Source organism: Halomonas sp. KO116 (assembly GCF_000734975.2).
GTDB classification, from domain to species: domain Bacteria; phylum Pseudomonadota; class Gammaproteobacteria; order Pseudomonadales; family Halomonadaceae; genus Vreelandella; species Vreelandella glaciei.
Map to the genome: position 1 here is coordinate 90,151 of NZ_CP011054.1, position 25,848 is coordinate 115,998.

General features: G+C 51.3%; 23 protein-coding genes. 6 read left to right on the forward strand and 17 right to left on the reverse strand.

Annotation, left to right across the window (positions count from 1 at the left end; all coding sequences use genetic code 11):
* Positions 1-106: 106 nt before the first annotated feature.
* Positions 107-481 (reverse strand): histone-like nucleoid-structuring protein, MvaT/MvaU family, encoded by a 375-nt coding sequence (locus KO116_RS23445; protein ID WP_035565428.1) that lies wholly within the window; start codon positions 479-481, stop codon positions 107-109.
* A 207-nt stretch (positions 482-688) separates the two neighbouring features.
* On the opposite strand from KO116_RS23445, the gene KO116_RS23450 reads away from it, so the two are divergent.
* The 4 genes from KO116_RS23450 to KO116_RS23465 all read left to right on the forward strand — a co-directional run bounded on the left by KO116_RS23450 (position 689) and on the right by KO116_RS23465 (position 4,355).
* Positions 689-1,525 carry a hypothetical protein gene (locus KO116_RS23450; RefSeq protein WP_144408665.1) on the forward strand — a complete coding sequence of 279 codons (837 nt, stop codon included), beginning with the start codon at positions 689-691 and terminating at the stop codon, positions 1,523-1,525.
* 14 nt (positions 1,526-1,539) lie between these two features.
* Positions 1,540-1,857, forward strand: a complete 318-nt coding sequence (locus KO116_RS23455; RefSeq protein ID WP_035565424.1) for a hypothetical protein — start codon at positions 1,540-1,542, stop codon at positions 1,855-1,857.
* Positions 1,858-2,499: 642 nt separating this feature from the next.
* Entirely contained in the window at positions 2,500-3,684 is a 1,185-nt protein-coding gene (locus KO116_RS23460; RefSeq protein ID WP_035565422.1) for a tyrosine-type recombinase/integrase, read from the forward strand.
* A gap of 35 nt (positions 3,685-3,719) precedes the next feature.
* Positions 3,720-4,355 carry a hypothetical protein gene (locus KO116_RS23465; protein WP_035565420.1) on the forward strand — a complete coding sequence of 212 codons (636 nt, stop codon included), beginning with the start codon at positions 3,720-3,722 and terminating at the stop codon, positions 4,353-4,355.
* A gap of 53 nt (positions 4,356-4,408) precedes the next feature.
* Here the strand turns inward: KO116_RS23465 and KO116_RS23470 are convergent, their stop codons facing one another.
* The 16 genes from KO116_RS23470 to KO116_RS23540 form a co-directional block, all read right to left on the reverse strand.
* Complete coding sequence (locus KO116_RS23470; protein ID WP_035565418.1) at positions 4,409-4,651, reverse strand: hypothetical protein; 243 nt, start codon at positions 4,649-4,651, stop codon at positions 4,409-4,411.
* 62 nt (positions 4,652-4,713) lie between these two features.
* Positions 4,714-5,820 (reverse strand): hypothetical protein, encoded by a 1,107-nt coding sequence (locus KO116_RS23475; RefSeq protein WP_035565416.1) that lies wholly within the window; start codon positions 5,818-5,820, stop codon positions 4,714-4,716.
* 307 nt (positions 5,821-6,127) lie between these two features.
* The gene (locus tag KO116_RS23480) at positions 6,128-6,625 is read right to left on the reverse strand and encodes a hypothetical protein (protein ID WP_144408666.1); all 498 of its coding nucleotides are present in this window, start codon (positions 6,623-6,625) and stop codon (positions 6,128-6,130) included.
* A gap of 225 nt (positions 6,626-6,850) precedes the next feature.
* Positions 6,851-9,661: a phospholipase D-like domain-containing anti-phage protein gene (locus KO116_RS23485; RefSeq protein ID WP_045812349.1), complete on the reverse strand. Its 2,811-nt coding sequence runs from the start codon at positions 9,659-9,661 to the stop codon at positions 6,851-6,853.
* A 32-nt stretch (positions 9,662-9,693) separates the two neighbouring features.
* Positions 9,694-12,744, reverse strand: a complete 3,051-nt coding sequence (locus KO116_RS23490; RefSeq protein WP_035565697.1) for an anti-phage-associated DUF1156 domain-containing protein — start codon at positions 12,742-12,744, stop codon at positions 9,694-9,696.
* Positions 12,745-12,756: 12 nt separating this feature from the next.
* Complete coding sequence (locus KO116_RS23495; protein WP_045812369.1) at positions 12,757-13,374, reverse strand: anti-phage-associated DUF3780 domain-containing protein; 618 nt, start codon at positions 13,372-13,374, stop codon at positions 12,757-12,759.
* Positions 13,375-13,412: 38 nt separating this feature from the next.
* Positions 13,413-16,517: an anti-phage-associated DUF499 domain-containing protein gene (locus KO116_RS23500; RefSeq protein ID WP_035565412.1), complete on the reverse strand. Its 3,105-nt coding sequence runs from the start codon at positions 16,515-16,517 to the stop codon at positions 13,413-13,415.
* 4 nt (positions 16,518-16,521) lie between these two features.
* Complete coding sequence (locus KO116_RS25260) at positions 16,522-16,710, reverse strand: hypothetical protein (RefSeq protein WP_144408667.1); 189 nt, start codon at positions 16,708-16,710, stop codon at positions 16,522-16,524.
* 200 nt (positions 16,711-16,910) lie between these two features.
* The gene (locus KO116_RS23505) at positions 16,911-17,165 is read right to left on the reverse strand and encodes a hypothetical protein (protein ID WP_035565409.1); all 255 of its coding nucleotides are present in this window, start codon (positions 17,163-17,165) and stop codon (positions 16,911-16,913) included.
* A gap of 58 nt (positions 17,166-17,223) precedes the next feature.
* The gene (locus tag KO116_RS25560) at positions 17,224-17,925 is read right to left on the reverse strand and encodes a hypothetical protein (RefSeq protein ID WP_198362320.1); all 702 of its coding nucleotides are present in this window, start codon (positions 17,923-17,925) and stop codon (positions 17,224-17,226) included.
* A 17-nt stretch (positions 17,926-17,942) separates the two neighbouring features.
* Positions 17,943-19,826 (reverse strand): hypothetical protein, encoded by a 1,884-nt coding sequence (locus KO116_RS23515; protein WP_144408668.1) that lies wholly within the window; start codon positions 19,824-19,826, stop codon positions 17,943-17,945.
* Positions 19,807-20,799 (reverse strand): IS30 family transposase, encoded by a 993-nt coding sequence (locus KO116_RS23520; RefSeq protein WP_082072729.1) that lies wholly within the window; start codon positions 20,797-20,799, stop codon positions 19,807-19,809. Before KO116_RS23520 ends, KO116_RS23515 begins: the two co-directional genes overlap by 20 nt.
* A 127-nt stretch (positions 20,800-20,926) precedes the next feature.
* The gene (locus tag KO116_RS23525) at positions 20,927-21,409 is read right to left on the reverse strand and encodes an RDD family protein (protein WP_035564255.1); all 483 of its coding nucleotides are present in this window, start codon (positions 21,407-21,409) and stop codon (positions 20,927-20,929) included.
* A gap of 62 nt (positions 21,410-21,471) precedes the next feature.
* A complete protein-coding gene (locus tag KO116_RS23530; RefSeq protein WP_035564256.1) occupies positions 21,472-22,563 on the reverse strand; it encodes an endonuclease/exonuclease/phosphatase family protein in 1,092 nt (363 codons plus the stop codon).
* A 31-nt stretch (positions 22,564-22,594) separates the two neighbouring features.
* Positions 22,595-23,140, reverse strand: coding sequence for a hypothetical protein (locus KO116_RS23535; protein ID WP_144408669.1), 546 nt, complete (start codon positions 23,138-23,140; stop codon positions 22,595-22,597).
* Positions 23,097-23,726 (reverse strand): hypothetical protein, encoded by a 630-nt coding sequence (locus tag KO116_RS23540; protein WP_035564261.1) that lies wholly within the window; start codon positions 23,724-23,726, stop codon positions 23,097-23,099. Before KO116_RS23540 ends, KO116_RS23535 begins: the two co-directional genes overlap by 44 nt.
* A 188-nt stretch (positions 23,727-23,914) precedes the next feature.
* Between KO116_RS23540 and KO116_RS23545 the strand changes: the two genes are divergently transcribed.
* Both KO116_RS23545 and KO116_RS23550 read left to right on the forward strand, forming a co-directional pair.
* Positions 23,915-24,946 carry a DNA-binding protein gene (locus KO116_RS23545; RefSeq protein WP_035564263.1) on the forward strand — a complete coding sequence of 344 codons (1,032 nt, stop codon included), beginning with the start codon at positions 23,915-23,917 and terminating at the stop codon, positions 24,944-24,946.
* 3 nt (positions 24,947-24,949) lie between these two features.
* Positions 24,950-25,834, forward strand: coding sequence for a DNA replication terminus site-binding protein (locus KO116_RS23550; RefSeq protein WP_035564265.1), 885 nt, complete (start codon positions 24,950-24,952; stop codon positions 25,832-25,834).
* Positions 25,835-25,848: the final 14 nt, after the last annotated feature.

Below are 25,848 nucleotides of genomic sequence, written 5' to 3' on the forward strand. Positions count from 1 at the left end.
ATTTTTTGCCTACCTTTTGGCCAAAAAAAAGGTGCAGCAACCGAAGTTACTACACGCATTGTTAAAACTTGCCCCAGTGAGCTTTTTAGCAAGTAATCACCCGCAATTAAGTATGCTCAGCGATAACCCAACTATCTACCGTTTCCTGGCCATACTGATCCTTCCAGGCGCGAATGCCTTTGTGGTTCCCACCTCGTGTTTCAATTACCTCACCGGTTTCCGGGTTTTTATAGACTTTGAGGGCACGTTTCTTACGTACCCCAGTTCCCGTCTTGCCGGAAGCATTCGTAGAGAAGTGCTCAGGATCGAGTAGATTGATCACGTCACGATTGGTCTTGTCAAACTCCGTCATCAAGGCTTCAATTCGCTGTTTTAACTCCATTTCATGCTTAAGGCCAGCATCATCTTTCATTGCTTCTAATTCGGCCTGCAGGTTTTTTAATTCGTTCTCTTTATCCAGGTACGTTTTTAATACTGACATTTCTATATATCCTTTACTTAGTGATGGGCAGATACTATATGAAGTCGATTCGCTTTGTCCAAAAAAAAACCGTTGGATAGTTCCCGAATTAATTTGCCATATTCAATATGTATGGGAAACTATACACATCAACCAACCCAACCACCATCCGCGATAAGGTAGCTCAGTGGTGACACTGTTCTACATACCGCTGAAATGAAAGGAGTAATGAATATGATGACCTTAAGAACCTGGCTAGTGGATAGCTCCCTAGATAAAGTGAAAATAGCTTGGTCAACAGGCCTTAATAAGTGCGGTACGGTTATCGTGGCGTTCCCAGAGCCACAGGCAAGTCATGAACTTATCGCTGAGTTTGTAGCTATCCGTCATTTGCTATTTCATGAGCAAGTATTTGATCGTTATCCTGTTGCTGGCGATGGTCATAGTTTCTTTTTTTCATCAGAACAGATTTTGCAAATTATCACTGGTGCCCGCAAAACAAGAAACCTTGTTCCGTATGCCCGTTTCTTATGGTCAGATATGCTTGGCGCGGCCATGAAGGTCAATGGTAACGACGATCGCCTTCAAAGTGCTTTAGAAGGCCCATCACTAACGATTGAGTTCGACCACTATCTGCATGCTGGAAAAATTACTTATACCACCCCCGTCCTGGGAAAAATACAAATCAGCCCGCATGCTGTACAACGCTACACCGAACGAAATACCGACTTTATTAAATCTCCACGTCGCAGCTTAATGCGCTTTTTGTATCGTCCAGAGTTTGTTCAAACGCAGCTGCCTGACAGCGTTTTAAAACATAAAAGTATGCGATACGGCCCTCATGATCCCGCTGAAACCTGGACACTTCCTGGCAGCAATCTCTACTTGCTGTTCATCGTCAAAGATGGCTATAAAGAGCTTGTGACATGTTATGTGCCTGACCTAGCCCCATTTAAGAAACGAAATGCTGCTTTACGTCGTAAAGAACAAGAGAGCATCTGGCGTGAAAAGCAAGCCAAGGCAGTCTTACCTAAAACGAAGAAAAAAATCAGAGTAGTTCTTTGAAGAACATAGTAAATATGTGCTACACGATCAATATTGGCATGATTTATATAGACCCTTCGTATCGTAAGCACCAGCTCTCTTATGATTTAGCTTGGTTTATTGGGGCTGAAATCCCGTTCCTTATTGAGCCTTACATAGAAACTGATATTAGTAAAAACGTCACTGCTTTTGAATTTGAGATTAATGCAGAGGCCGAAACGTTAGCGGGTTATAAATTTTGTGGTGAATTTATTGATGCTATGTGTCTTGAAGAACGAGTGGAAATCATGATGATTGATCATTCACCGACGCCTAGTGTTTCTTACACTGAAAATATCGACTACGTGCCGTAGCGATCAAAATACAGCCTCCAGCACAAATCCACCTCATATTACTGTAATACCCGTATTACAGTAATTACGCTTAATCTGTATTCAGTGTGCTGGGCGGGTATACGCCGCATTTAGTGCTTTGTGTGGAAGTTAAGCACTTTGCGTTGAGAAATTAAGCACTTTGTGTGGTCGCCTACCTGCTTTGCAAGATTCTGGGAAGCCATTTTCAGCGTCTCTACGAAAATTCCGAGCCCAACGCCCCTGCTAGAAACCTAGATTTTAAATCTGAGCCCTCATTTGTACCACGCAAAGCAACGCATACTGTTGATATATATGCGAAAAGTGACAATTAAGCTATTAACGAGTGAAGCATATAGAAGGGCGGTGACGCACCAAGCGGCTCCCATATCCCTTTCAAATTATATATAATGTACGTAATAGATACTTTGATATAGCCCGGTTACCGGTACCGGGAGATCCAGTCACAATATGGGCGCCTGCTATGAACGACGGAGAATTCTACGTATGCCAACGCTGTGGCCATGAAGCTCATGCGGATAAGTTCGGCAAATACTGTCCATCTTGTGGAACCGACCTTGATGACCTGGAAACTGCACTGCAGTCTGTGTCCAAGAGCAACGACGTTTAAGGATGGCCAGTAGTATGAGTCATGATGTTAAGCACTCCCAGGTTGTGCCGCTCCATAACCAAGGTTCGGTGATCCCATCGCCGGCTAGCTATGGCAATGTGGCCATCACGCACGATGCCATTCCGGTACGCATGTCAGCATCACCGATCCCGCGTAACCGCAATCCCGCTTGGCGCCACATCCAGGCCCAAGAGTCAAAAGTATCCCGCGATAATAAGCGTAGTCAGCTGAACCGCATTGCTCAATATTTTATCGGCGTGCCCAAGCCCCCTAAATTTGTACCCCCCGGTGTAGATAAGCCCGACAAGCGCAAGGTCTATCCCGAGCAGCTGCATTGCATTGATTTTGTGCATTGGGAAGACTTCACCGGGAGCGTCGTTCAGGAAGCGTTGAACTCATTACGCGATCACCCCGATAAACCCTTAAGCGCTGCCTCGCGCAACGCCTTCCGTGCTTTGTTCCGAGGCGTGGCCCAAGAAGCCGTGATGCTGGGATTAATGGAACGCGAGACGTATGAGCGTATCAAGTCGATCAAGCTGGCCAACTCGGATAAATCGAGCCGCGGCAAAGCCCATCCACGTTTTGTGCTCGATGCGATACTGACCTACTGCGACAGCTTGAATTCCGCGATGGGTGCCCGCGATGGTGTGATTTTTTCGCTGCTGGCCACCTGTGGTTTCCGGCGTGCGGAGGCCTGCAGCATAAAGCTTTCCGATATTGATATGGTGACCCGTGAAGTCCATGTGACCGGTAAAGGCAACAAAGACCGTACGCTTAAGATTGCCGATGGAACGTGGCAACGCCTGATGCACTACCTGGACCACTACCGGGGCCGGGAACCTGGCTTTCTGCTCACGGCGATCTGGCGCAATGGCAAACGGCCGAAGGATGTTAGCAAGCCGCTTTCGGTGGCCATGATTAACAAGCGCCTTGAGAAAATCTGTGGTGAAGTGAACCAGCGACTTCGCCATCTGCTGGGTAGCGAACACGTTGACATTGCGCCACACGATTACCGCCGTACCTATGCAACCACCCTGCTTGAAGCCGGTTTGCCGCTTCGTGCCATTCAAAAGTTACTGGGCCACTCGACCGTAGCGACAACAGAAACCTACTTGTTTGACGCCACCACCGGCTATCGTGACGATGCGGCCGATATATTCAACAAGGCGTTTGCGCTATCAGCGCAGAGTGATTCTTAAGCCCTCTACTCTATTTAGCACGGACATTGACACTTATGGCCAAAACTAAAAGCCCCCGGAAGCGCACCGCCGCGCACAGCAATAAGCCAATATCCGTTCGTGAGCGGAGCAAAATCGAGCAAATGGCGCGGCTGGCTTATAGCTGGCGCTACGTTCTGCATTCCCGTGCCGAAGCCGGTGAACCCATACCAGCCCACCACCACGGCAAAAACCTACTCTGTATCGCTACCCCGGAGAAGATTGAAGCCACCTACACCGTGGCCTCTGGCACATTTCGTCATTGGCAGGCCATCGTAATCGCCTATGTTCGTGACGGTGAAAGCGAATACCGGAGCTGGGCTTGGGTACAAACGCAAACGCCCATTATTGCATCGAAAGACGGTATCTCCCCCCTCCTCGCACACGCGAATAGCATTGCACTTGAAGGAATGGAACAGACGGATGATTGCTACGCCCGCGCAACCATTTTGGCGCCCTGGGATGCCAAGCACCCCATTCTGCCAGACCGCTATGCGGCGCGCTTACAGAGCCGATTAGGCCTGACCAAAGAGGATATAGTGGCGGTTTCTGAATGGGATAAGCCGGAGATTATGACGGTTTCGGCTAGTGAGATTGAGCTGGATATCGCTTTAGCAAAGGCGCTCAGGGAATCGGATGCGTTGACTGATTAATCGCTGCATACCTGATACCGCCTGACGCTTTGCAGGCGGTATTACGGTGGCACTTAGCCCTCTTTATTAATGCCTAAACGCTTCATGCCTTCTAACGCTCGCCCGCACTCCGGGGAGCCGTGACGTAGCCCATCTGACAACGCCGCCTGCACTCTTTGAACGCCCATGACAAAGCCAATGCCAATGCCTGCCTCAACGCCTTGGGTTACACCGTCACCATACCCCTGGTTATACGCCACACGGGCTGCCGCCATTGCTGCTTCAAGGGCCTTCTCTTTCTGATCGTAGTAGCTCATATTTGTCTCCTTCTGTGATTGTGCAGAACCCACCGAGATTCCGCGTTTGCCGCGTGCAATAATCAAATAGCACTGCCATCGGAGGCATTCAGCCCAGCCCTATACCCCATGTCATAAGCCGTCGAGGCAGCAGCTTTAGCAGCAACCATCGCAGCGACGTGACATTTACACGTCACTGGCATTCCCGGTAAGGCGTTAGCACGTTCTATATAGAGTGAGCTGCATTTCAGACAGGATTTAATCTGGGGTAAGGACCTGATACCACCGTGAAGATGCCACTTTAACTTCGTCCCATTGGGCCAGCCTTCGTAAATGCTTTTATCTAAAATGTTGCCCACACGCCATCCATCACTATCGGGTCTTAACTTTGCATAACGCTCATCATAGAGCCAATGCGGTACGTAGAAGTTGTATTGATCATGGGCTTTGCCCGTTGCAGGGTCTTTACTCCCCCAAGGCTCAGCTATAATCACGAACCCCATCCCCAGTGACGCCCTATTACGATCGTACTCACCTCCACTGCCCACCCAGCCATCAAATATATCCATTGATGCAGTGGTTGTTTCACTTAGCTTTGCGGGAGGAAATGACCAGACATAGCATTTACTTCTCGCAACGATCTCAAGCACGTTGCCATTGAAATGCGTACTCGGCTGCTTACTCATTAAGCCTAAACGGCTGGCCCACGATGTGTCCGGTTTAGGTATGACCTTGCTAGCGATTGCCATGGTTGCTGTGGTCGGTTTATAACGCCCCTCCTCAAAAGGTAATCCTTTGAGAAGGAAACCAAGGTGCGCATCCCGGATATTCTCGAAGGTGGGATCAAGGAACAATTGCGCCTTATTCAAGCCAATCCGATTGCTGCCAAGCTCACTAATGACCAGCTGAGCAGCGTCATCACTTTGCTGTTGTGGTAGGCCTAATAGCCGACTTATACGGCGTGAAGTCGATATAAAATCGTACTCAGGGCACCAGTCGAAATAAGGGGGGTATTTTTCTATTGGTAGTTTATGTTCACCGGCTTTTTCGGGGCTGATCGAACCGAGAGCCGCATGGCAAAATTGCGCGGTACTCGCGAGAGGGTCTTTATGATCCTCGGGGATCGGAAGAATGGTCACCAACTTGGCGATGACGGGCTTTAATAGCCTGGAGGTAGGACTTTTAGACATGACGACTCCTTTTTTGCACCACAATCAAACCGCCTATTGGCAGTTATGGCTACACATGTTTGGCCATAAGTTGTGTAGCGGTGGTATTAAAAAGGGCATCCACACTACGAGGGTACTCTGTTAGGGACACTCACAGCACGGCCAAACCTGTGAACGAAGCCACTAACACCTTTTTAGTTCAGCATACTTTGTCAGGTTCAAGCAACGATTTTTTAACAGGCCCTATAATTTTATTGTGCCCATAAAAAACAGGGCCTCATTTCGAGTCCTGGTTAGTGGGTTGTTTGGCTGCTTATAACCTACTGCTTTATAACGTTTTTAGCGTCATAATTGATGGCTCGTCATCGCCACCATGAATGACAACGTAGACCTCTGATTGCTTCTCCTTCGCCAATGCAATGGCCGCTTCTTTGGCCTGCTCCTTATCAGCGAACATGGCTTTATCTGTACCATACGAAAAGTCAGCGCTACGCTTTTTTCTAGGTAGTCTTTTCCCGTGCGTTTGCGACTCGATTAGCGTCCCTGGATGGTGTTCAACTTCATACCACGTTGTGGTGTAGCGGTTTGCCCTCCCTGGGCGCTCCTGGTGCTGAACACCATTGTATGGTGTTGTGGGGTCTTTTCGTGGCCTGCTAACACTTCGTGCAGGCACGGTAAGGATCTGGCGCCAGCGCTCCTCCCCCCATATTGGTATGGCAATCTTGTCACGCTCGGCTTTGCATTTCTGGATGGTCTCCAGCTCATCTTCAAGCGGATTCACTGAACGGGTGATGTATTTTCCACAAGGCAATGGAATCCGAATCATAGGCTTCACCCAGCTTGCCGGCCAGCTCACATACTTCGTGTACTTCCATGTATTGAGATGCTTTAACGCTGGCCGGTTCATTCGTTATCCATTTCTCAAAGCTATGAATTTAAAAGTATTTTAATCTACAGATGCCAGACTGACTTAGTAGGTTTACATAGGCCAGCCCCTGTATCCTCGTAAGCCTGCAATGCCAACCGTTTTCTGCATACATAGGCGCGCCTTTCAAAGCAGGCTGTTTTGTTCAACATGTGTATTCGCCTTTACTTTCCCACTCCAGCTTTGATTCATAAGCACCTGAAAATCACGACGCGATAGAACCGCCGCACACTCCCCCCAATCAGTATCCGTAGGCACTAAGGTGTTGTTATACCTAATGTCGAACCCAGTCTCTTTCTTCTGTGCCTCGATGTATTTATCCATTTCTTCACCCAGGTCTTCGATATTCTCAATCCACTCGTCCTTGATCGTGTCAGGCAAGGCACCAAACAGGTCAAATCGGTCACGCATTCGTTCTGATAGCCGCTCATAGACCCGTTCATCTACTGTGCCATGGTTGACCAGATTGAGCATATCGACGCGATCACGCGTCTGACCAAAGCGCTTGATACGACCAATACGCTGCTCCAGTTTTGTTGGATTCCAGGGCAGGTCTACGTTGATTAATGTGCCTAGCGTTTGGAGGTTTAAGCCTTCACAAGCCGCATCGGTGGCTATCATCAGCTTAATTTTTCGCTCGGCCACCATGAGCTTGAGATTTTCACGCTCGGCCGCAACGCTAGTCCCTTCAAAGAACAAGCGACTTTTACCCGAACCTGCATACAAGCCAATCGCTTCGTTGGGGTAACGTGATGCAAGCGATTGCGCCACCCAGGCCGCCGTATCGTAATACTGGCTGAAGACAATGCAACCCAGCGACAGCCACCGCTCTTTGTCCAAATAGAACTGTATAGCGTTCAGTTTGGGATCTTCGCGGACTTCACTCAATCGGCTAATCAGCGTTTCCAAGGCTTCTACTTCTAAACTTGAGGCATTATCAACCTGAGCGATTATGCCTTGATCATCGTCGTCATCTTCGACTGCCTCCCCTTCTAGCAATTTTCGAGCAGTGCTAAGACCCGCATGGACAGAGCTACAAATACGCTGCTCCATCAGGTTTTTCATAAAGCCGCTTCCCCGCCCCTTCGCGGCGAGCGCTTTACCGAACAGTTGAGCTGCTTCGTACGCTGCCCGGTAATCGTCATCAACACGCAAGCCAATTCCGTCAAAGAGCCCCCGAAAAGCGTGATCATCGCTAACGCGGGCAAGGTCCGGGTGTACGTCAACCGCAATACGCGGCAGCAAACCGGCATCTTCAAGCGTTGACCGCTTGCGCAGAACAATGTGGCGAACAAACGGGTTTTCTCGCTGAAAGAAGCTGGCGCCGTTCACGTCCTGGTCTAAGGCATCCTGCAATACGTCACGTATGTCTTCATCGAGCGTCGCCAGTGGTGGGTCGCAATAGTAAGCGCCTTTTCCTATTCCAAGCTCGGTACGGATAAGATGATAAAGCTGTCTAGCCTTGGGCTCATTGGTCGCCCCAACGGGCGGTAATGGCGTTTTAACCAGTGTCCAGGCCTGTTCAGCGCGGTTTATCCGCTGGACCCCCGAAAGCAAATCTACCACCTCAGACGGGTAGTGCCAGCGAGATAGCCCTTCACCCAATACAAAACTGCCTTTCCCTTGGTTGAGTATCCGTAGCGCGTCCCACAAATCTTCTCGACGGGTTTGGATGGGCGTTGCTGTACCGAGAATGACGTGCTTTGCCTGCCCTGCGAGCCTTTTCAGAAACGCTAACAGCTTGTTGTCTACCTCCGGGCGCGATCCAGGCGTCAGCATCGAACGTGCCTTGTGGACTTCATCAACGACCACAAGCCCATAATCACCCCGGCGACCAAGAAGATACTGCTTTTCCTCGGAGTCGCGAACCATCAGGCCTGTTGAGATAATGCCAATCCGAAGCGGGCAATTTGCGATGTGGTGCGTACCGATAGCCGATATCAGTACACCATGAGGGTTTACCCATCCCTTTTGTTGTGTATCCCAACGAGCGGTGGGAATCCCCAGCTTGTCGATCAGCTCCGTTTGCCACTGTTCGCAAAGCGTGGCCGGTGTAAACACCACGGTCGGCTGTGCCTTACCTCCCTGCTCCTCCAGTAATGAAAGCGTCAAGGCACCCGTCGCCATCGACAGCGTTTTGCCAAGCCCCACTTCATCGGCTAACAAGAGGCGCACTACCCCGTAGGCTCGATAGTGTTTTAGCACCTCAGTCACAAAGCCTTGCTGCCACGGCTGGAGCGTGAACCCTTCCCGATACATGGGAGACTCAATCAATGCTGCTGGCGCTACGTGTTCAGGGTCTTTGATCTCTGGCAGGGAAACTTCATGACGCTTTGTGCGTCGGCGTATTTCGGTGGAGACCGCCTCTGGTAGTAAGGCAGCACTGTTCCAAAGGTAATCAAACTCAGCCTCTATCCAGGCAATACCCTCCGGGCTTTCATCCGCCCAAAGGATCTCGTAATGGTGTCGCCAACCCGACGACGTTTCATTCATGGAGCCGATAAAGCCGATCTTGCGGCCGTTCGCTAGGTCGATAATGCCTGCTTTGCCATGCACAAAACCGCAATTACTCGACGGTGCCACTTTGATGGTATGGCCGCGTGTTAGGAACTCTGATAACTGCTGGTAGCGCTTACGATTGAGCAACGCATCGGCTTCAAGGTCTGTGTGTTCATTCCACTTTCCCATGAGCTTTGCCTGGGCGACCTTGGCCACCCGCAAATCGTCTGGCTGAATATCCGCATTGCAAACAATTTCCACACGGGGAATGTTCATTATCTCCTCGCCGGCCACTTCAAACATTGAGGAAGTGAAATAGCCTGCAATACGGCGATAGCGCGTTGCCCCTTTCAGGTACTTGTTTAAAAAGGATTCATCGAGCGCGTGGGTGCGCGATGATAACCGGGTAATGCTGGGGGGCAGTGAACCCGCCCCCATCGACATAGGATAAAGCGACACGCGGGACCCCCCTATGCCAGTTGTTCGTTAGCGATACGATCGCCCAGTACCTCTGCCCATTGCCGCACGTCCTCATTGGCCACCTTCGCGGCGAGGAAATGCGACATATCGACCAGTTCACCGCGCTTTTCAAAGTAGTCGGGTAGGTTATCGGCTAACTGCTTCACCGCAACTTTGATATCAACGTCACCTAATAACTGCTGCAAGGCCACCATTAAGTGCCCCAGGTGCGTGGCCCCAAGTTCCGTGGTCTCCATTAAGTCACGCGAGGACATATCGTTGACTTGCTTAAGCTTGGCACTGTTCGGCGCGGTACTTGCCATCACGCGGGTGTAATCTTCAACGCGGAAGGCTTTGGCGAAGTTCTGGTAGTTATCAAGCTTACTGGCACCGGTCGTCTCAATATCGAGGAGCCTCAGGTAAAATCGCTGGATACCGTTGATCGACTGCCAGGTATCCCGCTTAAGGCCCTCGGGTACTAAGAGACCATTCGCGGTTTCAGAGGCTTGCTGAACGATCTCATCAACCACGGTTTTTTCACCTTTTTTGCGCGGACGTAGCGCAAAGGTGGTCACATCTTCACCACCAATCTCGGTGTAGGCCGTCAGTACCTTGAGCGCAGCGGCATACCCGGCCATTTGCAGATCAGCATCGTTAAACACCGGTTCGCCTGTGTGATCTTCGACCTGCTGGTTAAGGTGAAGCATTTCCTCTATCTGGTTTTCCACCTCATTGTGCACAGCGGGGTAGATACGACGTGTAAAGCCCTTACGGTCGCCGTCGAGGCGCTTGCGCAGCATCAGAATAACGGTACCCTGTACGTAGCCACCCTTCTTCAATTCAGATGTGGTCTCTGTGGCGATGTACCAAGCGCCCACCACCTGCAAGCCTGCGGCCCAAAAGATACCCACCATATCGGACCAGACCCCGGTATCCTGGTGGGTAAACATCACGCACTGCATGCCATTATCGGGCATGTGATCAGCCATCGCTTTGTACGCATCGACCATACCGCTTCGGAAATCGTCGTCAGAACCTTTGATGGCTAAGTTCCGGCGTGAGTCCCACTTCCATTGGTCAAATGGTGCTGGGGGATTCTTCCTTAACCATGGAATAAAATACTCGAGAATTTCGTGGTAATTAACCGCGTCGGCGTATGGAGGATCAGTTATATATAGGTCATTAATTTGGTCTATTTCGCTGGCTGTTTTAGTTGCAACGACGCTCTTACCCGGCACGGGAGATACGGGCGCATTCTTTTGATAAATAGGAAGGTAATCGTGCCAGGATCTTCCCGCATAGTTAGAATGCGTGTTTAGTGCTTGGTTGTAGAATACATGTACGGAATAGTCACCTGCGCCTCCCGTGGCTCGGGCAGGCGATGTTGCCCATAAGCAAAGTCGAGACATCCAATTAGGGGTATTAGCTAGCTTATGGTAGAGATAGTTAGCCATTTTTGAGCTTCGTACGTGACGTTGCAAAATGGCCATCGTTAGCAGTTGCCGTGGCGTGAACAAGTGGTGCCAATGTGACCAGCCTCGCTCGCGGATAGGCTGACTTGTGTTGTAGCCATGCTCTATCGCCATATCAGGGACAAATCCGCTTTCCTGCCACTTGCTTAAATTATCGGCTAACAATCCCTCAACCTTTTTTTCCCGCGTTATGTCAGCCTCGGTGGCTGAGGTGAAAAATGTCCTGGGCTTCGTGGTGTTAACCGTGTCCGCCTCAATCCATTGAACGGCATAAAGACGCTCTTGAAAGATATCGTCCGCCTTGGGTTTATAATCACTTTTTTCCCAACGGCGAAGCCTATTACTGTTATTGCCCTCTGCGGTTTTGTAATCACCCCTTAAGGTTTTAATAGCGGTGCGATAAGTATTGCCATTTAACTCATAAACCAATGAGCCATTTTGCACCGTGCCTACGTCCGCATGGTCCATAGCCTCTTTGGACACCCCTGATGCAATCACAAGATCAAACCGCTTATTTTCATGATCCGGTATCAGCTGAGCGACAACGCTTCGGCTTTTGGAAATGACCCAAGACGGTGACATAGGCACCATCCAGCCGGTTTCAGGACATTTTGTTTCCAGGCAGTAGAGGAAGGCCTTAGCACGGTTACCCTGTGCATCATGCTCAATGCCTAATTCGGTAATGTCTTTATCAACCGCGTTGGCTACCTCCTGCTGCGCCTTCTCGATTTCCGCACGCTTTTCCGGGCTCGCCCCAATGATGTTGAGTGCGCTCCACGTTAGCATGCAGGCAATCGGGTTAAGGTCAGAGGCATATACATCACACCCTAAGCGAGCCGCTTCAAACGGAATCGACCCGCCACCGCTAAAGGTATCGCCCACACGCGGGCGTCGGCCATAGCGAAGCTGACCAAGCTGGTCAACCAGCGTATTAAAAGAGTCGGCATTTACGCCAAGGTGGGCAAAATGAGCATTCACTTTTCGCCACACCGGGGCATACAACCATGCCTGATCGACTTCCTCTGGGCGCTTGCATAGGCTGGCGCGAGCTTCGTAGCTAGGTAGTGTTTCAAGCGCTTTGGCCATTACAAACGCTTTGCTGTCGTCATCCAGGCCACGTTTCCATTGCAAGGTTACCCCAAGCGCATCTGCATCCAGCGGAAAGTGTCGTGCTTTAACGTCCTCCTCCGTAATGGACGCGCCATTTTTCACGCTTGGCTTGAAGTACGCCCATGGATTCTCCAAGCGAACCATGGCTGCTATACCTTTGGGTTTTAAAGCCTTTTGAACAACGGCACGACGCGCTAGACTGTCGATATCGAAGGCCATCAAGGCTTCTAAGATTGCCAGATCCGCCTCCGCATCATCTGTTTGCGGTAATAGACTCCCTAACACAATCGCTCGAACCAAAATGAGTGGCTTACGGCCTTTCCAGTATGATCCAAGGCTAGTTAACGTTTGAGCGTGACCAGCCCCCCTCTCTCTCTGGGCTTCATAAGACACCTTGGTTGCCGGGAACGCTTTTTCAATGAGTGCTGGCGCGTCTTTCAAGGCAAAGGGCACAAGCTCTGCTGGGGCAGATTGCGTCATAGAATTCATACATCACTCCTTGGTGGGGTTATGGCTAAATAGGTCAAATGACTGTTCTGAGCGATCGTCTGCACGCTTGGTTACGCCGCGTGGCTTGAACAGATCATGTTGAGCTACATCACCCAACGCGTGTCGGAGTGCTACGCGCCAGCCTCTATCGTCATCATGGGCAAGACCGGTACTCATCGCCGTCATGCTAAAAAGCCACCAGCGTTCTTCTGGCCGAAAAGCCATCCAGTTGCGCACAGCCACGGGTATATTGTCTTCGTCCATTCTTTCGACGGCCCATGCCAAGACACACAGCTCTTTACCTAACAGACGATCAACCGGGTTATCACCCACCTTCCAACGGCTCGTCGTTAATTTGTGTTCTTTTAGCCGGTTGTTAAAGATGCGCTGCACTTCCTGGCGTATGGCTGTCCAGCGTGGACGATCCAGAATCACCCGCACGATTTCCTCACTACTGTTGTCTTTAGCCTGAACCCCCAGGTTTTCAACAATCTCGACCGCCCCTTTGTTGTTCTTGGGAACGCGGACCAGAAAACAGTGTGGGTTAGTCTCTGTCAGGGGTACGCCAAACCCTTCGGTGGGACGTGGTTGAGAATCAGGCCCATTGTTTGACTGTTTCATGGCGGTTCCCTCAATGTTGCGATGTGCCAATCCCATGATCACTCGCCCCCCTGCACTAGATGCTCAGGCTTCAACTCTACGCCGGCCAAACGAGCAAACTCTTTGGCCTCAAAGCCGTTAACAAAGGCAGCACCGCTGTCGATGCGAATAGTCACGATAGCGCTATCGTCGTTGAGAATTTTGCGAATGGCGTCCAAGGCTAGTTCTATTTCTGCGGCGGTGGTAGCACGTTCACTAAAACGCATCGACACAGTATGCTCGCCTTCACCTACTTCAATACGTACGCCTCGGAAACGAGTTTGCGTGTCGCTCTTGAAGTGGTTTAGAACAGCATACGTTTTAGCGGTCGCGTCGAGGATGGTCTTGCTAGTGAGCCGGGTCGGCTTTTTGTCATCTATCTGAACCCGGTTATCCCCCTTGGCTGGTATCGTGAACCGCTCGCTGGCGCTGGCTTCACCCGCCTCGGCATGCACCAGAAGCACTTGTTTTTCAGGCTCGACCTCAAAGGGCTCCTTATACGGTGTGCCTTCCTTCGGATTGGAACCATCTAGGGTATAGGTCATTTCCCCCTGGGGAGTGCATTGCAGCTCGATGAGTCGCTTATCGCCTTGCTTGTGAATCTGGTGGCGCATTTTCAAGATCGCGTTCCAGGGAACGGGCTCGCCAGCTATGTGCTTACCGTCACTATCCACGACGAGAAAATAGAGCGTCGGCTTGTCCGTCACATACTCGTCAGGGGTTTCCACTACGGGGTCTGAGTTACTAACACCTGCATGCTCAGCTACGTGGATAACGGGATTGGCTCCCGCATGACGTGGCGTGATGGCTAGTTCTGTGGTGCCGTTTTCCGTCGAAGTCTTGTTAACTGAAATGATCGCGGTGGTCTTTTCTTGCGGGAACGGACCTTTTTCAATGTACCCGTCGCCACTATCTCGCCAACGCCCTTGCTTTAAGGCTTCTTGTTTGAGCGTTTCGAGACCATTAGCACCTGGCAGCCAGGGTAGCGCCGGGTCGGTCTTCATCAGGCTAATCGCATCTTGCCAGCGCACGCGCCGTGATTTCTTCGGCCAGACGTGTTCCTCAAGCTCAGAAAAGAAGGACACTAAGTTATCCCGCATATTCAGCGCCAGCTTATCGTCGCAACTGGCGCTTGCTAGCAACGCTTCCAACTGCTGTTCAGCGCTCTTGATACTGAGGTTGTTTTGTATAGTGGTGCGACCTAGCTTGCCAGCTCCCTGAAAACCGGCAGAGGGGAAGTAAAGGCGGTTGTACGCTGCTGCAATCGCTTGATCGAGGCGCATCTGAATATCTTCTCGACGCTCTTGAGCTTCTTGATAAAGCGTATCTCCAGGGTTTAGCTGGTTACATATCTGCTCGATGGCGTAAGCTTCTCGCTGTCGCGCTTCGACGGCATCCGCTAAGTGGCTTTCCATCCCTGTGAGAAAGGCCAGACTATTTTTTTCTTCCACGTATTCAAAGAACCAGTTCAGCTTTTCGGGCGGGGTACGTCCATCAGGGCGCACCACAATCAATACCCGTCCGCTGCCAAGCCGAATACTGTCCAGCTCTGGCATCACAAGCACATGCTGATACGCGAGTTTGTCACGCGGCGTCAGCATGGCCGTAATCCGGCGAATCAACTCTGTGTCTACACGGCTCGATGGCACATCCTTTGCCATACGCTCGATTTGGCGGGTTAAGTTTTCGGTTTCCTTGAAGTAGTAGCGTTCTTCTTCCCGATGAAGATACCACGCTCGTTCCTGCAACATGGCAAGCGCGGATTTGTACTCGCTCGGCTTGCGGTTCGGGGCTGCCAGGAACTCAAGAATTTCGCTCTCTGTTAGGCCGATCCGACCGCCCGTGCGAGATAGTGACGTGGAGAGTATCAACGTGCTGATCTGTTGAGCACTGCCGGCATCCGCATCAATCTCAGCGTCAATTTCTTCGGCAATGGCATTTCCATTATCCGCAATATCACGCGCTAAAGCTGGCGTTAACTGTGTCGCGATGCCCGTAAATTCAGAGCGTACGGCCGGGTCATTGAGGTCAAAATGCTGCGCACCGATCAGGTACACATCATCTTGCTCTCGTATAAGCACACTTTTCGCTAGCCGCGCTGCAAACTGCATTAACCCTCGCGTTTGGCGGAAGCCCTCATTGTCTTTGAACAACGCCACGATATGCTTGAACGACGGGTGGAACGGGTACGTTTCTTCTACTTCCTCCACCACGTTACCGATATACGTGGCGTCGATATGCCCACCATCTTTGGCCGCTTTCACGCGACTGGCGTAGGCGTTCGCCACTTCGCTGATCACGTCTTCATCGGGCATTTCAGTAATCAAGCGCTTGCGCAAAATCTGGTAAATCTCACTGCCTTCTAGCGATACCGGCGTGATACTTTTCGCTTGACGGCTGGCTTCGTTCTGCAAGTCTGAAATGGCGTTACGAATCTCGCTCGTCTGCTTCTCGTAGGCACCGGATAAGTTCGCAATGACCACAGCGCAACGCGGTAGTTTGAGCGCAGCACTCATAAGGCAACTAAGGGTATACGTCGTCAGGCTGGCAAGCGTGCCATCGCCTACTTTTTGTGTCGCGGCCATGCTCAGGTAGGGCGGAATCTCATCTATGACGATGAGTGTAGGCGCATCACCAATCAATTCCATCCACTTCGCCTCATCGACGGCGCGTGGCCCATCGGCCCAGTAGTCGCGTATTTCCGCTGCTTTGCCAAGCTGAGAGGCTATTTCACCCCACACGTAGTGGTTAGGAGCATTTCGACCATTGAACGCGGCCAGATTCACATCCTGAATATCGACCTGGCTTTCTAAGGATTTTGGCAAATACGATTGCCGCAGGTGCGGGTGCTTGGCCATCAACCCTAACGCAATCATCAGGTGCGTTTTACCGCCACCCATGGCTTGACTGAGTTCAAAGACGGCTTGATCAGATTTCCCCGACAAGCGCAACAGCCCTTCGTTAAACAGCTGCGCCATACCTTGTGTGACGTAATTACGCTCGAAAAAGGCCGTCCCGTCGCCTTGCCCCGTAATCAAATCGGATACGTGTTCAACGGCTTGGGCCATTTGGTAATCCATGACCTGTGAATTGAACACGCACGCTTGCTTGACCGTTTTCAACATAAGATTAACTTTCCTCTTTACTGTTTGATTCGGTGTCCTGAGAACTTCGGGAAAGCAAACCATCTTCAATCGCTTTCTGTTTGAACCATTCACGCATGGTCAATCCTCCACGAGCCTTAAGTTCGGCATAGATGGCACGCTTTTCTTCCGGTGTAATGTCGATGACCACACGACCACTCGTACTGGATCGCATAATAAGAACCTATCAGTGGAACATAACGTCACGTTACGTGATGTACTAATGCCTGTGAAGGCACCTTGTGACCCTAAACGTTAATAACAATAGAGTAATGGCTAGTAAGGATTCGTTATCTACTGCTAAGTACGTGGCTATTTGCGAGGTGTTAGGCTTGAAAGAAGCCCCGGCGCGTGCGCCAGCCAAGCCTTTTAAACCTAGCCTCTTTGGAGGCCGTTTTGGTCAACGTCTGTTCCTCCGTCGCCTCCGTCAAAATCACCATCTAAAACAGCAAGAATTAACGCCCCCTGCTTGCCTGAATCCGTTCTAAGCATTCCGGTACCGCTTCCACCGAATACAGTTAAACCCAACCGTTCAGCCTGTTTGGCGTATCGGCTCAGACCTGCCGCTATTTTTTTAACCTCGTTCGGATCGACCCCTGCTGCTTCGCACTCATCGGTGTTTACGTACATCGGGATAACCTCAATAAGTGGGAGTCAAACCTTGATACTGCCCGTACCGTCACACTGGCTAGCTATCGCCCATGGCGGAAGGGAGATCTGTCTTGTTGGTTTCTGCGATACGGCGTTGATCCGCTAGACGAATATCCATGAGGATGTTGTCAGCCTCTTTACGGGCGGTTGCTACAATCTCAGGCTTTTCTTCGGCCAACAGTTCTTTCAATGTGCGCGTCATGGTAGTGACCCTTTTTTTAGCCATGAATGGCCCTTCGGCACGAACGTTCATTGTCTCTACTACGAGTTCAACTATGTTATTTGTGAACTGAGTTGGGATCAGCCGTTGGGTGGTGCCCTGGTATACGGTAGCACCTGTTTCCAGGTCGTTATTTTCAATTACGTCCTGCAGGTCATCATAGTTGAAAAGCTCATCATCTTTTGACCATACGATTTCGGGTACGGTTGGCGGCAGGCTGGTTAGCTGTTTCTCAATATCGCGCCCAAGGCGTTCATGCTCTGCTGCTAGTAGGGCCATGGCCTTTTCAATGTTTCGCCTGGGGTCGCTGCTCGGCTTCCACCAGTCGGCACGCCATGGCCAGTGCGAAACGGCTTGGCTTTCAACCCCGGTTCCTGTCGTGTTGGCAGCTAGTGCGTAGGCAACGGCGGCTTGGACTAGCTCACCTTGTTTGTACTGGTCGTCATCCTCAGCGGTGAAGCCTTCGCCGTTGATCTGGCGCTGGCGCTCTTCTAAGGCTTTGATAATAGCTTTGCTCATTGGATTCACCTTTATCCTTAGTTTTGTGTCATGACCTGCACACACCTCTCCAGCCAGTCATCCGCTGCCTGTTTGGCCAATTCATCCGATGGATAACGTGACCGGGATGTACCAAACGAAAAACTCTTAGACGTTTGTTTGAAGCTAGTTATCTTTCCCGAACTGTTCTTTGCCGGTTCATACCAGGAGACAATGAAATTGGATGAGGTAAAACGCGTACCCTTTACCAACCGCATGCGCGGCGCAGGCTTGGTTCCCAGTTTTGTGGCGACTTTGTTACTCTGGTTATGTCTCGCCGGTCTGGTAGCAACCTTATTAATCTGACTATTTTTAGCTGGCTTGCTTTTCAATCGCGCTTGTTTGTCCAATTTCCGTTGCTTTCTTATCTTCCGGCGTTGCTCAAGCCTTTTCTTCTTCCGAAGTGCCATACGTTCTTCTTTGCCAATAGGGCTTGGAGCTATATGCGGCACGCTCTCGTTGGTGCCTGGGGTTGTGCCTGGGGTTGTGCTTGGGATTTTGCTTGGGATGTTGCTTGGGGTAGTTTTCTCCTTGGGTTTAACCCTGATGTTGGATGTGTCCCTGGAGTCGTCAACGATGCCTAAAAGGCGCTCAAACATTTCTTGGTCAATAAATGTTTTAGCGTTACGCGGGGTCTCTGAGCTGGCGCCCATTGCCTCTTTCTCCACGCCCTTTTCAATAGCACCAGCCCCTGCACTGTTGGTGGCCTCATGAGGCTCAACGCTCCAGGCGTCGCGAATAAAGCCATAAGACGTGTGAGTGGTCGGATCAAACAGCACGTCCTCCATCTTAGAGAGTGCTTGAGCCTTAACCATTGGACGCTTGGGCTTCTCTATCCGTCGAGGTGCATTTTTCCATGGCTGCGTGGGTCCTTCTTTACGTCTAGGTGCTGGTAGTGGAGACAGCAGTAACTCTAAAGCAGCATCTAGATTGATTCTGTCCTGCTCGTTGTCACCAACCTTACGTTGAGCTTGCTTCACAGCAGAAGCACCACGACTTTGCTCGGCTGTGCTTAAGTTATTGTTGCTCTTTTCAGCCACGAGCTGCGATTGTTTATCCTGAGTGTTTTGGCTTTCTAATAGCTCTATTCTCTCGAAACTAGTCATCCGTCTTTCTATCTCGCTAATTGGCAAGTAGCTGATACGGCTCACATATCCTAGTCTCATTAAAAAGGCTTTCTGTCTGTCTGGGTACTCAGGAAACCCGACTACAAACTCATCTAGGTTTTTTGCTTTATGAGCAATGATCCGGTCTAGCCCCACTACTCGCGCCCACTCCAAAGCAATCACGGGATAGTTAATATTTTTCTTAACCGCCTTTTCATGTAGGAGCTTGCCGTCAGAAAGTAGCTCCCCGACATGGCCATTCCAACTTTCTACAACGGCAACCGCCCCTAACCCAAAGGCGCGAGCCAGTCTTGATGGTTCAAGCGGTGTGATTCTATGATGCGATTTACATGAATAAACGCCTACCAGCGTGCAGTCGGATAAGCGTTTCTGGTGACTAATAACCTTCAATATATCTCCCGGCCGATAGGGAGGCATGATCCCCAATCGGCGGGCAGCCTTCACAAACCCTCGCGCATCCAGTGCAGGCAGTTCGCTTTCGGCTAGCATGACCGCCTGTTTCCTGCTCTGAGGGGTCACGGTGGCGTCGTTGACTGGAAACGGCTCGTAAGCTTCAATCCCCCGATCCACAGCGTCAACACCATCACTCGCTCCTTCGTCTTTAAAGGCCTCTGCGGTCGGATTATCGACCGGCACCGTTTGCTCTAAAGCAACATTTTCCACCGCAATCTTCTTGTTCTTACATAACCTTTTAAGCACTGCGAATGCCATGACTAGCCCCTTGCTTATCCTGAATTCAAGTAATAAGTGCAGCACCTGCGGTATCCAGGGCACCTGAGTACTCACCCAGGAACACCTGTGCCGGTGTTCGATAACCGAGCCGTTTTCTCGGACGGTCATTCAGTTTTTTGACGACCTTTCTTAGCTCGCCATCTGTCACCTGCCGGAAGTCAGTCCCCTTGGGGTAGTACTGCCGGATGAGGCCATTCGTATTTTCATTGGTCCCACGCTGGCCGGAACAGTAAGGATCACAGAAGTAAATTGAGGCGCTCACCGCCTTGGCCACTGCCTCGTGGTTGGCAAACTCCGAGCCGTTGTCCAGCGTCACGGTTTTGACAGCGCCACGCCTCGGCGTTAGCAGTCGGATCATAGCCTTCTGTGTCAGCTCGGCAGTGATATGGGATAGCCGAGCTGCCAATAAATAGCCACTGCGGCGCTCAACGAGGGTGACTAACCCTGACTGTTTGTGCCCCTTGAGCACCGTGTCGCCTTCCCAGTGGCCAATCATGAGCCGGTCATCCACATCGGCGGGGCGATGTTCGATACCGACCCGGTTAGGGATTTTACCGAGCCCAGCGCTCTTGGCATGAGCACGGTGCTTGCTGCGCCGCTTAGGCTGACGAAGGTGTCGCCAAAGATCGCCGCCACGGACTTTGTCATCCCAGATCAAGGAGTAGATCCACTGATGGCTGACGCCAATGCCGATCAAAGGCGCCATGAAGCCGCTAATTTGCTCTGGACTCCACTCCTCACGTAGTTGCTTGGCGACGATGTTGACCATGCTGGGCAGGCGCTTTGTCCATTTCCAGGCGGTACGTCGCCGGTCGTTACTACGGCACTGAGCCATCTCAGGTTCATAACCTTCGCCTGTCGCATTACGACGCAACTCACGGCTTATCGTGCTGTTATGAACGCCAAGGTTTTTAGCGGCCTGTCGCTGGCTCATCCCTACCCCAATACAAGCGTGAATCTGGTATCGTTGGGCCTGGGTCAGTTGTCGGTATCCCATGCTCTGCTTCACTTTGGTCGGTAAAGCAGGGAGGGTACCGGCGCTGGCCCTCCTGCTTCTACCGGGTGGTCCAAAGTGCTGCAGTTATTCTATGAATCCAGGTATTAAAATACACTTGGTCTTTTAATTATTTTCCAAACCTTACGGGTGTTGGCTGGTGGTTCTTATTACGCACAACTACGGTGCCTGCAATTTTATCGTGGAGCCCCTGTTTCCGAGGGTCAAAGGCAATCCAAATAAATCCTAAACACATTGGTATGGCGGATATAAAGTACGCTATGTATCGAATGGCCAACTGATCTAAGCCAGCAGCTTGCCCCGTTTTCTGATCGACTATCTTGGCTGAGATAGCCATTTTTCCGGGCGTTGCTTTGTGATATGTCCAGAAAAGGAGAGTACCGATCGCTGGAAAAACCCAGGTCATAACAAAATCAAACGTTCCTTGAGACGAACCATCTAAAAGCCAATAAACCCAATAATCTGAGCCGTAGAAATAATTAAGAATGGGAATAGTGACGAGTAATAGTAAAAAGCAGTCAATAATTGAAGCCCATAACCGCGATCCGAAACCAACATATTCCAATTCCGATGCATTCCCTACTTCGTTCATGCAACCCCCTCAGGTAATAAAACGATTCAATTAAACGTGTATGCCAAAAGTAATGGCTTCTCTTATGAACGACTGCAAAGTTGCTGGCTTTCCAAAATGTCATTTACCCTGCTATCACTCAGCCCCCGAATAGACGTTAGCGCTTGGGTGCTCGCCCACGGGCGCCCTTCAATAATGGTCTGTGCCCGCACTTCGCCAATATGCGGTAATCGGCCAAGCACATTGGCATCACTACGGTTCAGGTCTACGCAGTCATACACGGCGTCATTCGCAGCCGTCGCCGGGATTGCCGCGCCAGCATGATATGACTCCAGGCGAGGCGCTGGCGCGCTACCTAGCGCGATCCATACGGGTACATGGTCGGAAACCACCTCCCTGGCTCGCTGGTTACTAATGCCAAGCTCGCTGGGAAAACGCAGAATGCCCCGGCTAGTGACGTTTAGTGCCGCTGGCTCTAAAAAGATATGGTCATAGTGGTTCGGGTAACGGCCCTCTATCGTGCTGAGCGTGGTGCCATTGCCATCGTAAACTGCTGCGACCGCACCGCTATTGAGTAGCGACTGAAATGCCCGGTGCCGACTATCCAGATTGAAGTCACCAACGAGAAGACGTGGCGTGCCTGGGTACACTTCTGCCAACCACTCCCAGTAATCCTCCAGTGCGTTAATCTCCGGTAGCCTGTCGCTGACGCTTTTGCCGTACAGCACATGAATATTCCCTACTGCAAAGGTGTCGCCGGTATAGCGACTGCGGAACCGGGCAGACAACGGCTCCCGTGAGTACACATCCTGAGTGTCGAGAAAAACCACGGCACCATCCACATACTCAACGGCGGTTTCACGCCAGAAAAAACCGTATGCTTCCCGGTAACTGCCTCGGCCAATAAGATGCGATACCATATAGTCCCAGCTCTCCCCGCTTTCCCCCTCAAGCGCCTGATGTAGATTCTCCGCACCCTCCTCGCTCATAATTTCCTGCACCGCTAGAAAATCGAACTCCTGGGCAATATGGGCGACCATTCCAAAGTCTTTCCCATTATTCCAGCCAGTATTTTTCAGATTCCAAGTTGCTATGGATATGTCACCGAAGGCAGGCATGGCCACTACTAATACCGACGCCAGTGCTGCTCTACAGAGCTGCTTGAACACCTGCATAAACCTCTCTCCCTACCTACGTTGTTTTCGACTACTGAATGGCATTCGTGCCCACCCCAGCGGCTTGCTGCCTGGGTATCCATACATCCAAGAACCTAACCACCCGCTCACTGGCTGCCCGCACGTCTTTATGGATCAAACCCGCGGGGATACGCAGTACCACCCACCCCTGCAGACTGAGTAGGTAGTCTTTCTCACGATCCCGGTTAAACGCCTCTTTCGTGGAACCATGATTCCTCCAACCATCAACCTCTATTGCACAGCGATACGTCACTAACGCACAGTCAATCTCGAATTTTCGCCCCGGTACCGCATTGCTGTAATCCAAAGCCCACTCATATTGGCTGGTACGCGGGTCGAGCTGCAGCTGGCGCGTTAACACCTCCTGGGGCATGGACGCAGCTTGGATTTCCTTGCTTATTTTGTTCACCGGATTAGGGCCGACTACCTTTGTAGGCTTCTGCTCTAACTCTCTGGTGAGCTGGGCTTTGATCGTGGCTGACATAGACAGCCCTTTGATATCGCCTAGCGTTTTAACGCGCACGGGTATTAGGCTGCCATTGAGGTTGAAAGACATGGCACTGGGCGGTGCCTCTAAAGGTGTCGCGCACCTCGCCGCTTAATATCTCCCCACCTGCCTGCCACTGTGGCGAGCGCGCAACATCGAAACAGCGATCCGACTGCATCCCCAGGTCAATACGGGTCGGGCAAATCTGCACGCCCATGCTGTCAAAATCGACTACCGCCGAATGCGCCCACCGTCCATCCCAAGAGCCGATAGTGATTTCCTGAGGGAATCCCCGCCGCACCACGAAATGTTCCGGGTAGGCCTTCACCCAGCCATTCTGGGCACGCATTTCCCCCTGGATCACACAATCGGCTTGATTGTTTTGGTTATGGAATAGGTCGGTGTACTCAATGTGCGCGAATTCAGGGGTGGCCGACAAGGACATACGCAGGCGTGCTTGATCACGTCGCCCCTCGTCGCGCTGAAAGCGACCTGCCGCATTGACGGCTACCTGGCGCTGCGTTGCTTCCACTTGTTCTTCAAACGTCATCTGCTCCCACTGGCTGCTGCTTATACCCAGTGGGTGCTTGCTGGCGCAACCGGCCAAGCCAATCGCCAGCGCCAATACGCTTATTCCCTTCGCCCATTGCTTCATTTCTCACCTCATATTTCTAAACCCGGCAGGCTGCCGAGTATTTTATAGCCCAAAGCTCATATCACCCCGGCGCTAGGGTGCCCTTAAAGGTGTTTAGTGTTGGCAACTTTCTGCGCTGAGTGCCATAATTACTGTAATACGTATATTACACCTAATTCAGACACGCCCTATTTAATTGGAGCCACCTCGTGAGCATTCGCACCAGTATCACTAAAACTGATGTTGTGACCGCCGCTAACGCCCTGCTCGCTGAGGGTGTAAATCCGAGCGCAAACAAAGTCCGCGATATGCTCAAGAAGGGCTCCTTCTCTACCATTCAGGGCTACCTAGAAGAATGGCGACAAGGCTCTCCAACACGGCTGAAAGACGTTCCTCAGGATGTGCAGGAATACTTGGTCACCATTGCCGCTGATTTATGGGAGCGAGCCCAAGAGTCTGCGAATGCTGTCATAGAGGGCGAGCGTGAAGAACTTCGTCAGGAACGTGCAACGCTGATGAAGGAAGTGGACAAAGCGCTGGTTAAAACCGAGGTAATCCAAGAGCGTGTTGTCGAAGTAGAGGCGGAATTGAAGCAAGCTCAACGCGATTCCGCCCGGTACCGGCAGGAATTGGCCAGCGCTAATAATGACGTAAGCACTCTACGAAAAGAGGCACAGCGCGCCGAAGAACGCATGGATGAATTGGAAACCACTAATGAGCGGCTGTACCGGCAAATGGCCGAGAAAGACCGTTCATTGGCAGAAATCACCGCCACTGAGCGGACGTTACGGGTCAGCTACGAAGACGCCAGGGAGCAGAACGCCCGTGACAGAGAGGCGCTTGCAAGGGTCAATCAGCAGTTAGACCACTTAGCAGCTGCCCACCGCGAAACGACTCAACAACGAGACGACGCTGTTGCGGCCGCAAGTGCGGCGAAGGAAGACCAAGCGGGAGCTCTGCATCGGCTTGATCTGGTTGAACAGCGACACCGCGATGGTCAAAAACGCTATGACAAGCTTAATAAGCTCTATACGGAAGCCATGGCCAAGGCTGCGCACATCGACACCCTCACGGAACAGCTTAGTGAGGTTAAGGCCAGCACTGAGACGTTCCAGAAAGAAAACAACGATCTCCAACGCCAATATGCTGAGCAAACAGGGCAATTAAACGCGTTAGTGACAGAGTTGAGGCATGCCCAACGCACGCTTTATCAGCGAGGCATTGACCCTAACCAGGAGTAACCCATGGATAACGAGTACCGTCTGATAAAGACCTGCGAACATGCCTTTGATACCGTCACAGAGGCGGTTAATGGTGTAGTCGATGCGTACCGGCATTCGATGGGTCAAGCGTGGGCGCTGCACTCGCCCCGCCCTGATACTGACTGGCTGGCCAACGCGTTACTCGACTTCTGGTACGAGGGTGACCAGGATGGCCGTACTACCCGCGTTTATATTGGTCTTATTGCCGCTGATCCCCAGTTAATCCAAGCTGCGGAGCATGCCAACGCAGCCAAAGATGCCTTTTTTGAATCCATGACCGCGATCAAAGACGAATTCCCTCGGCGTCTTAGTCACATGAAATACGAGCTTGCGCACCGTAAATCACGATTTGCCTACGTCAACGAACACATGCGGCGGTCGGGGCTGGCGCGTCTGAACCTTAAGCAAACGTGGCGCCACTTGCCGATACTAGAACAGCCTGCCAGCCGAATCCGTTTAGCGTGGTATAGCAATGGCCGATCTATAAAGCGGACTACTGTTCAGGAAGCTGAGCGGAGGCTTTCGTCATACGATACTGAGGCTGCGCACATTCAGATCCAATTAAGGGCTTTGGCCTCAATACCGTCCGGTGAACAACTGGCGTTTGTGCAGGACCAAACGCCAGTAATGCGTGCAAATATCTTTTATAGCGAGCCCTTGCCTGATGGGCGCCTTAGGCGAGCGATGAACTTGCCACTGCCACTTTTTGTTCCCTCAACGGACGGTCAGCTGCCTAGCCATAATCAGCCCCTACCCCAGCCTAAAAGGAATCGTATGCGCGCAATTCGCAACGACCTAAAGCTAGACGATACCCCATTCCTTCCCTCCATCCGGGTATACCGCTATCGCACTGAGAACGAGACATAACGCGAGCGCCGGTA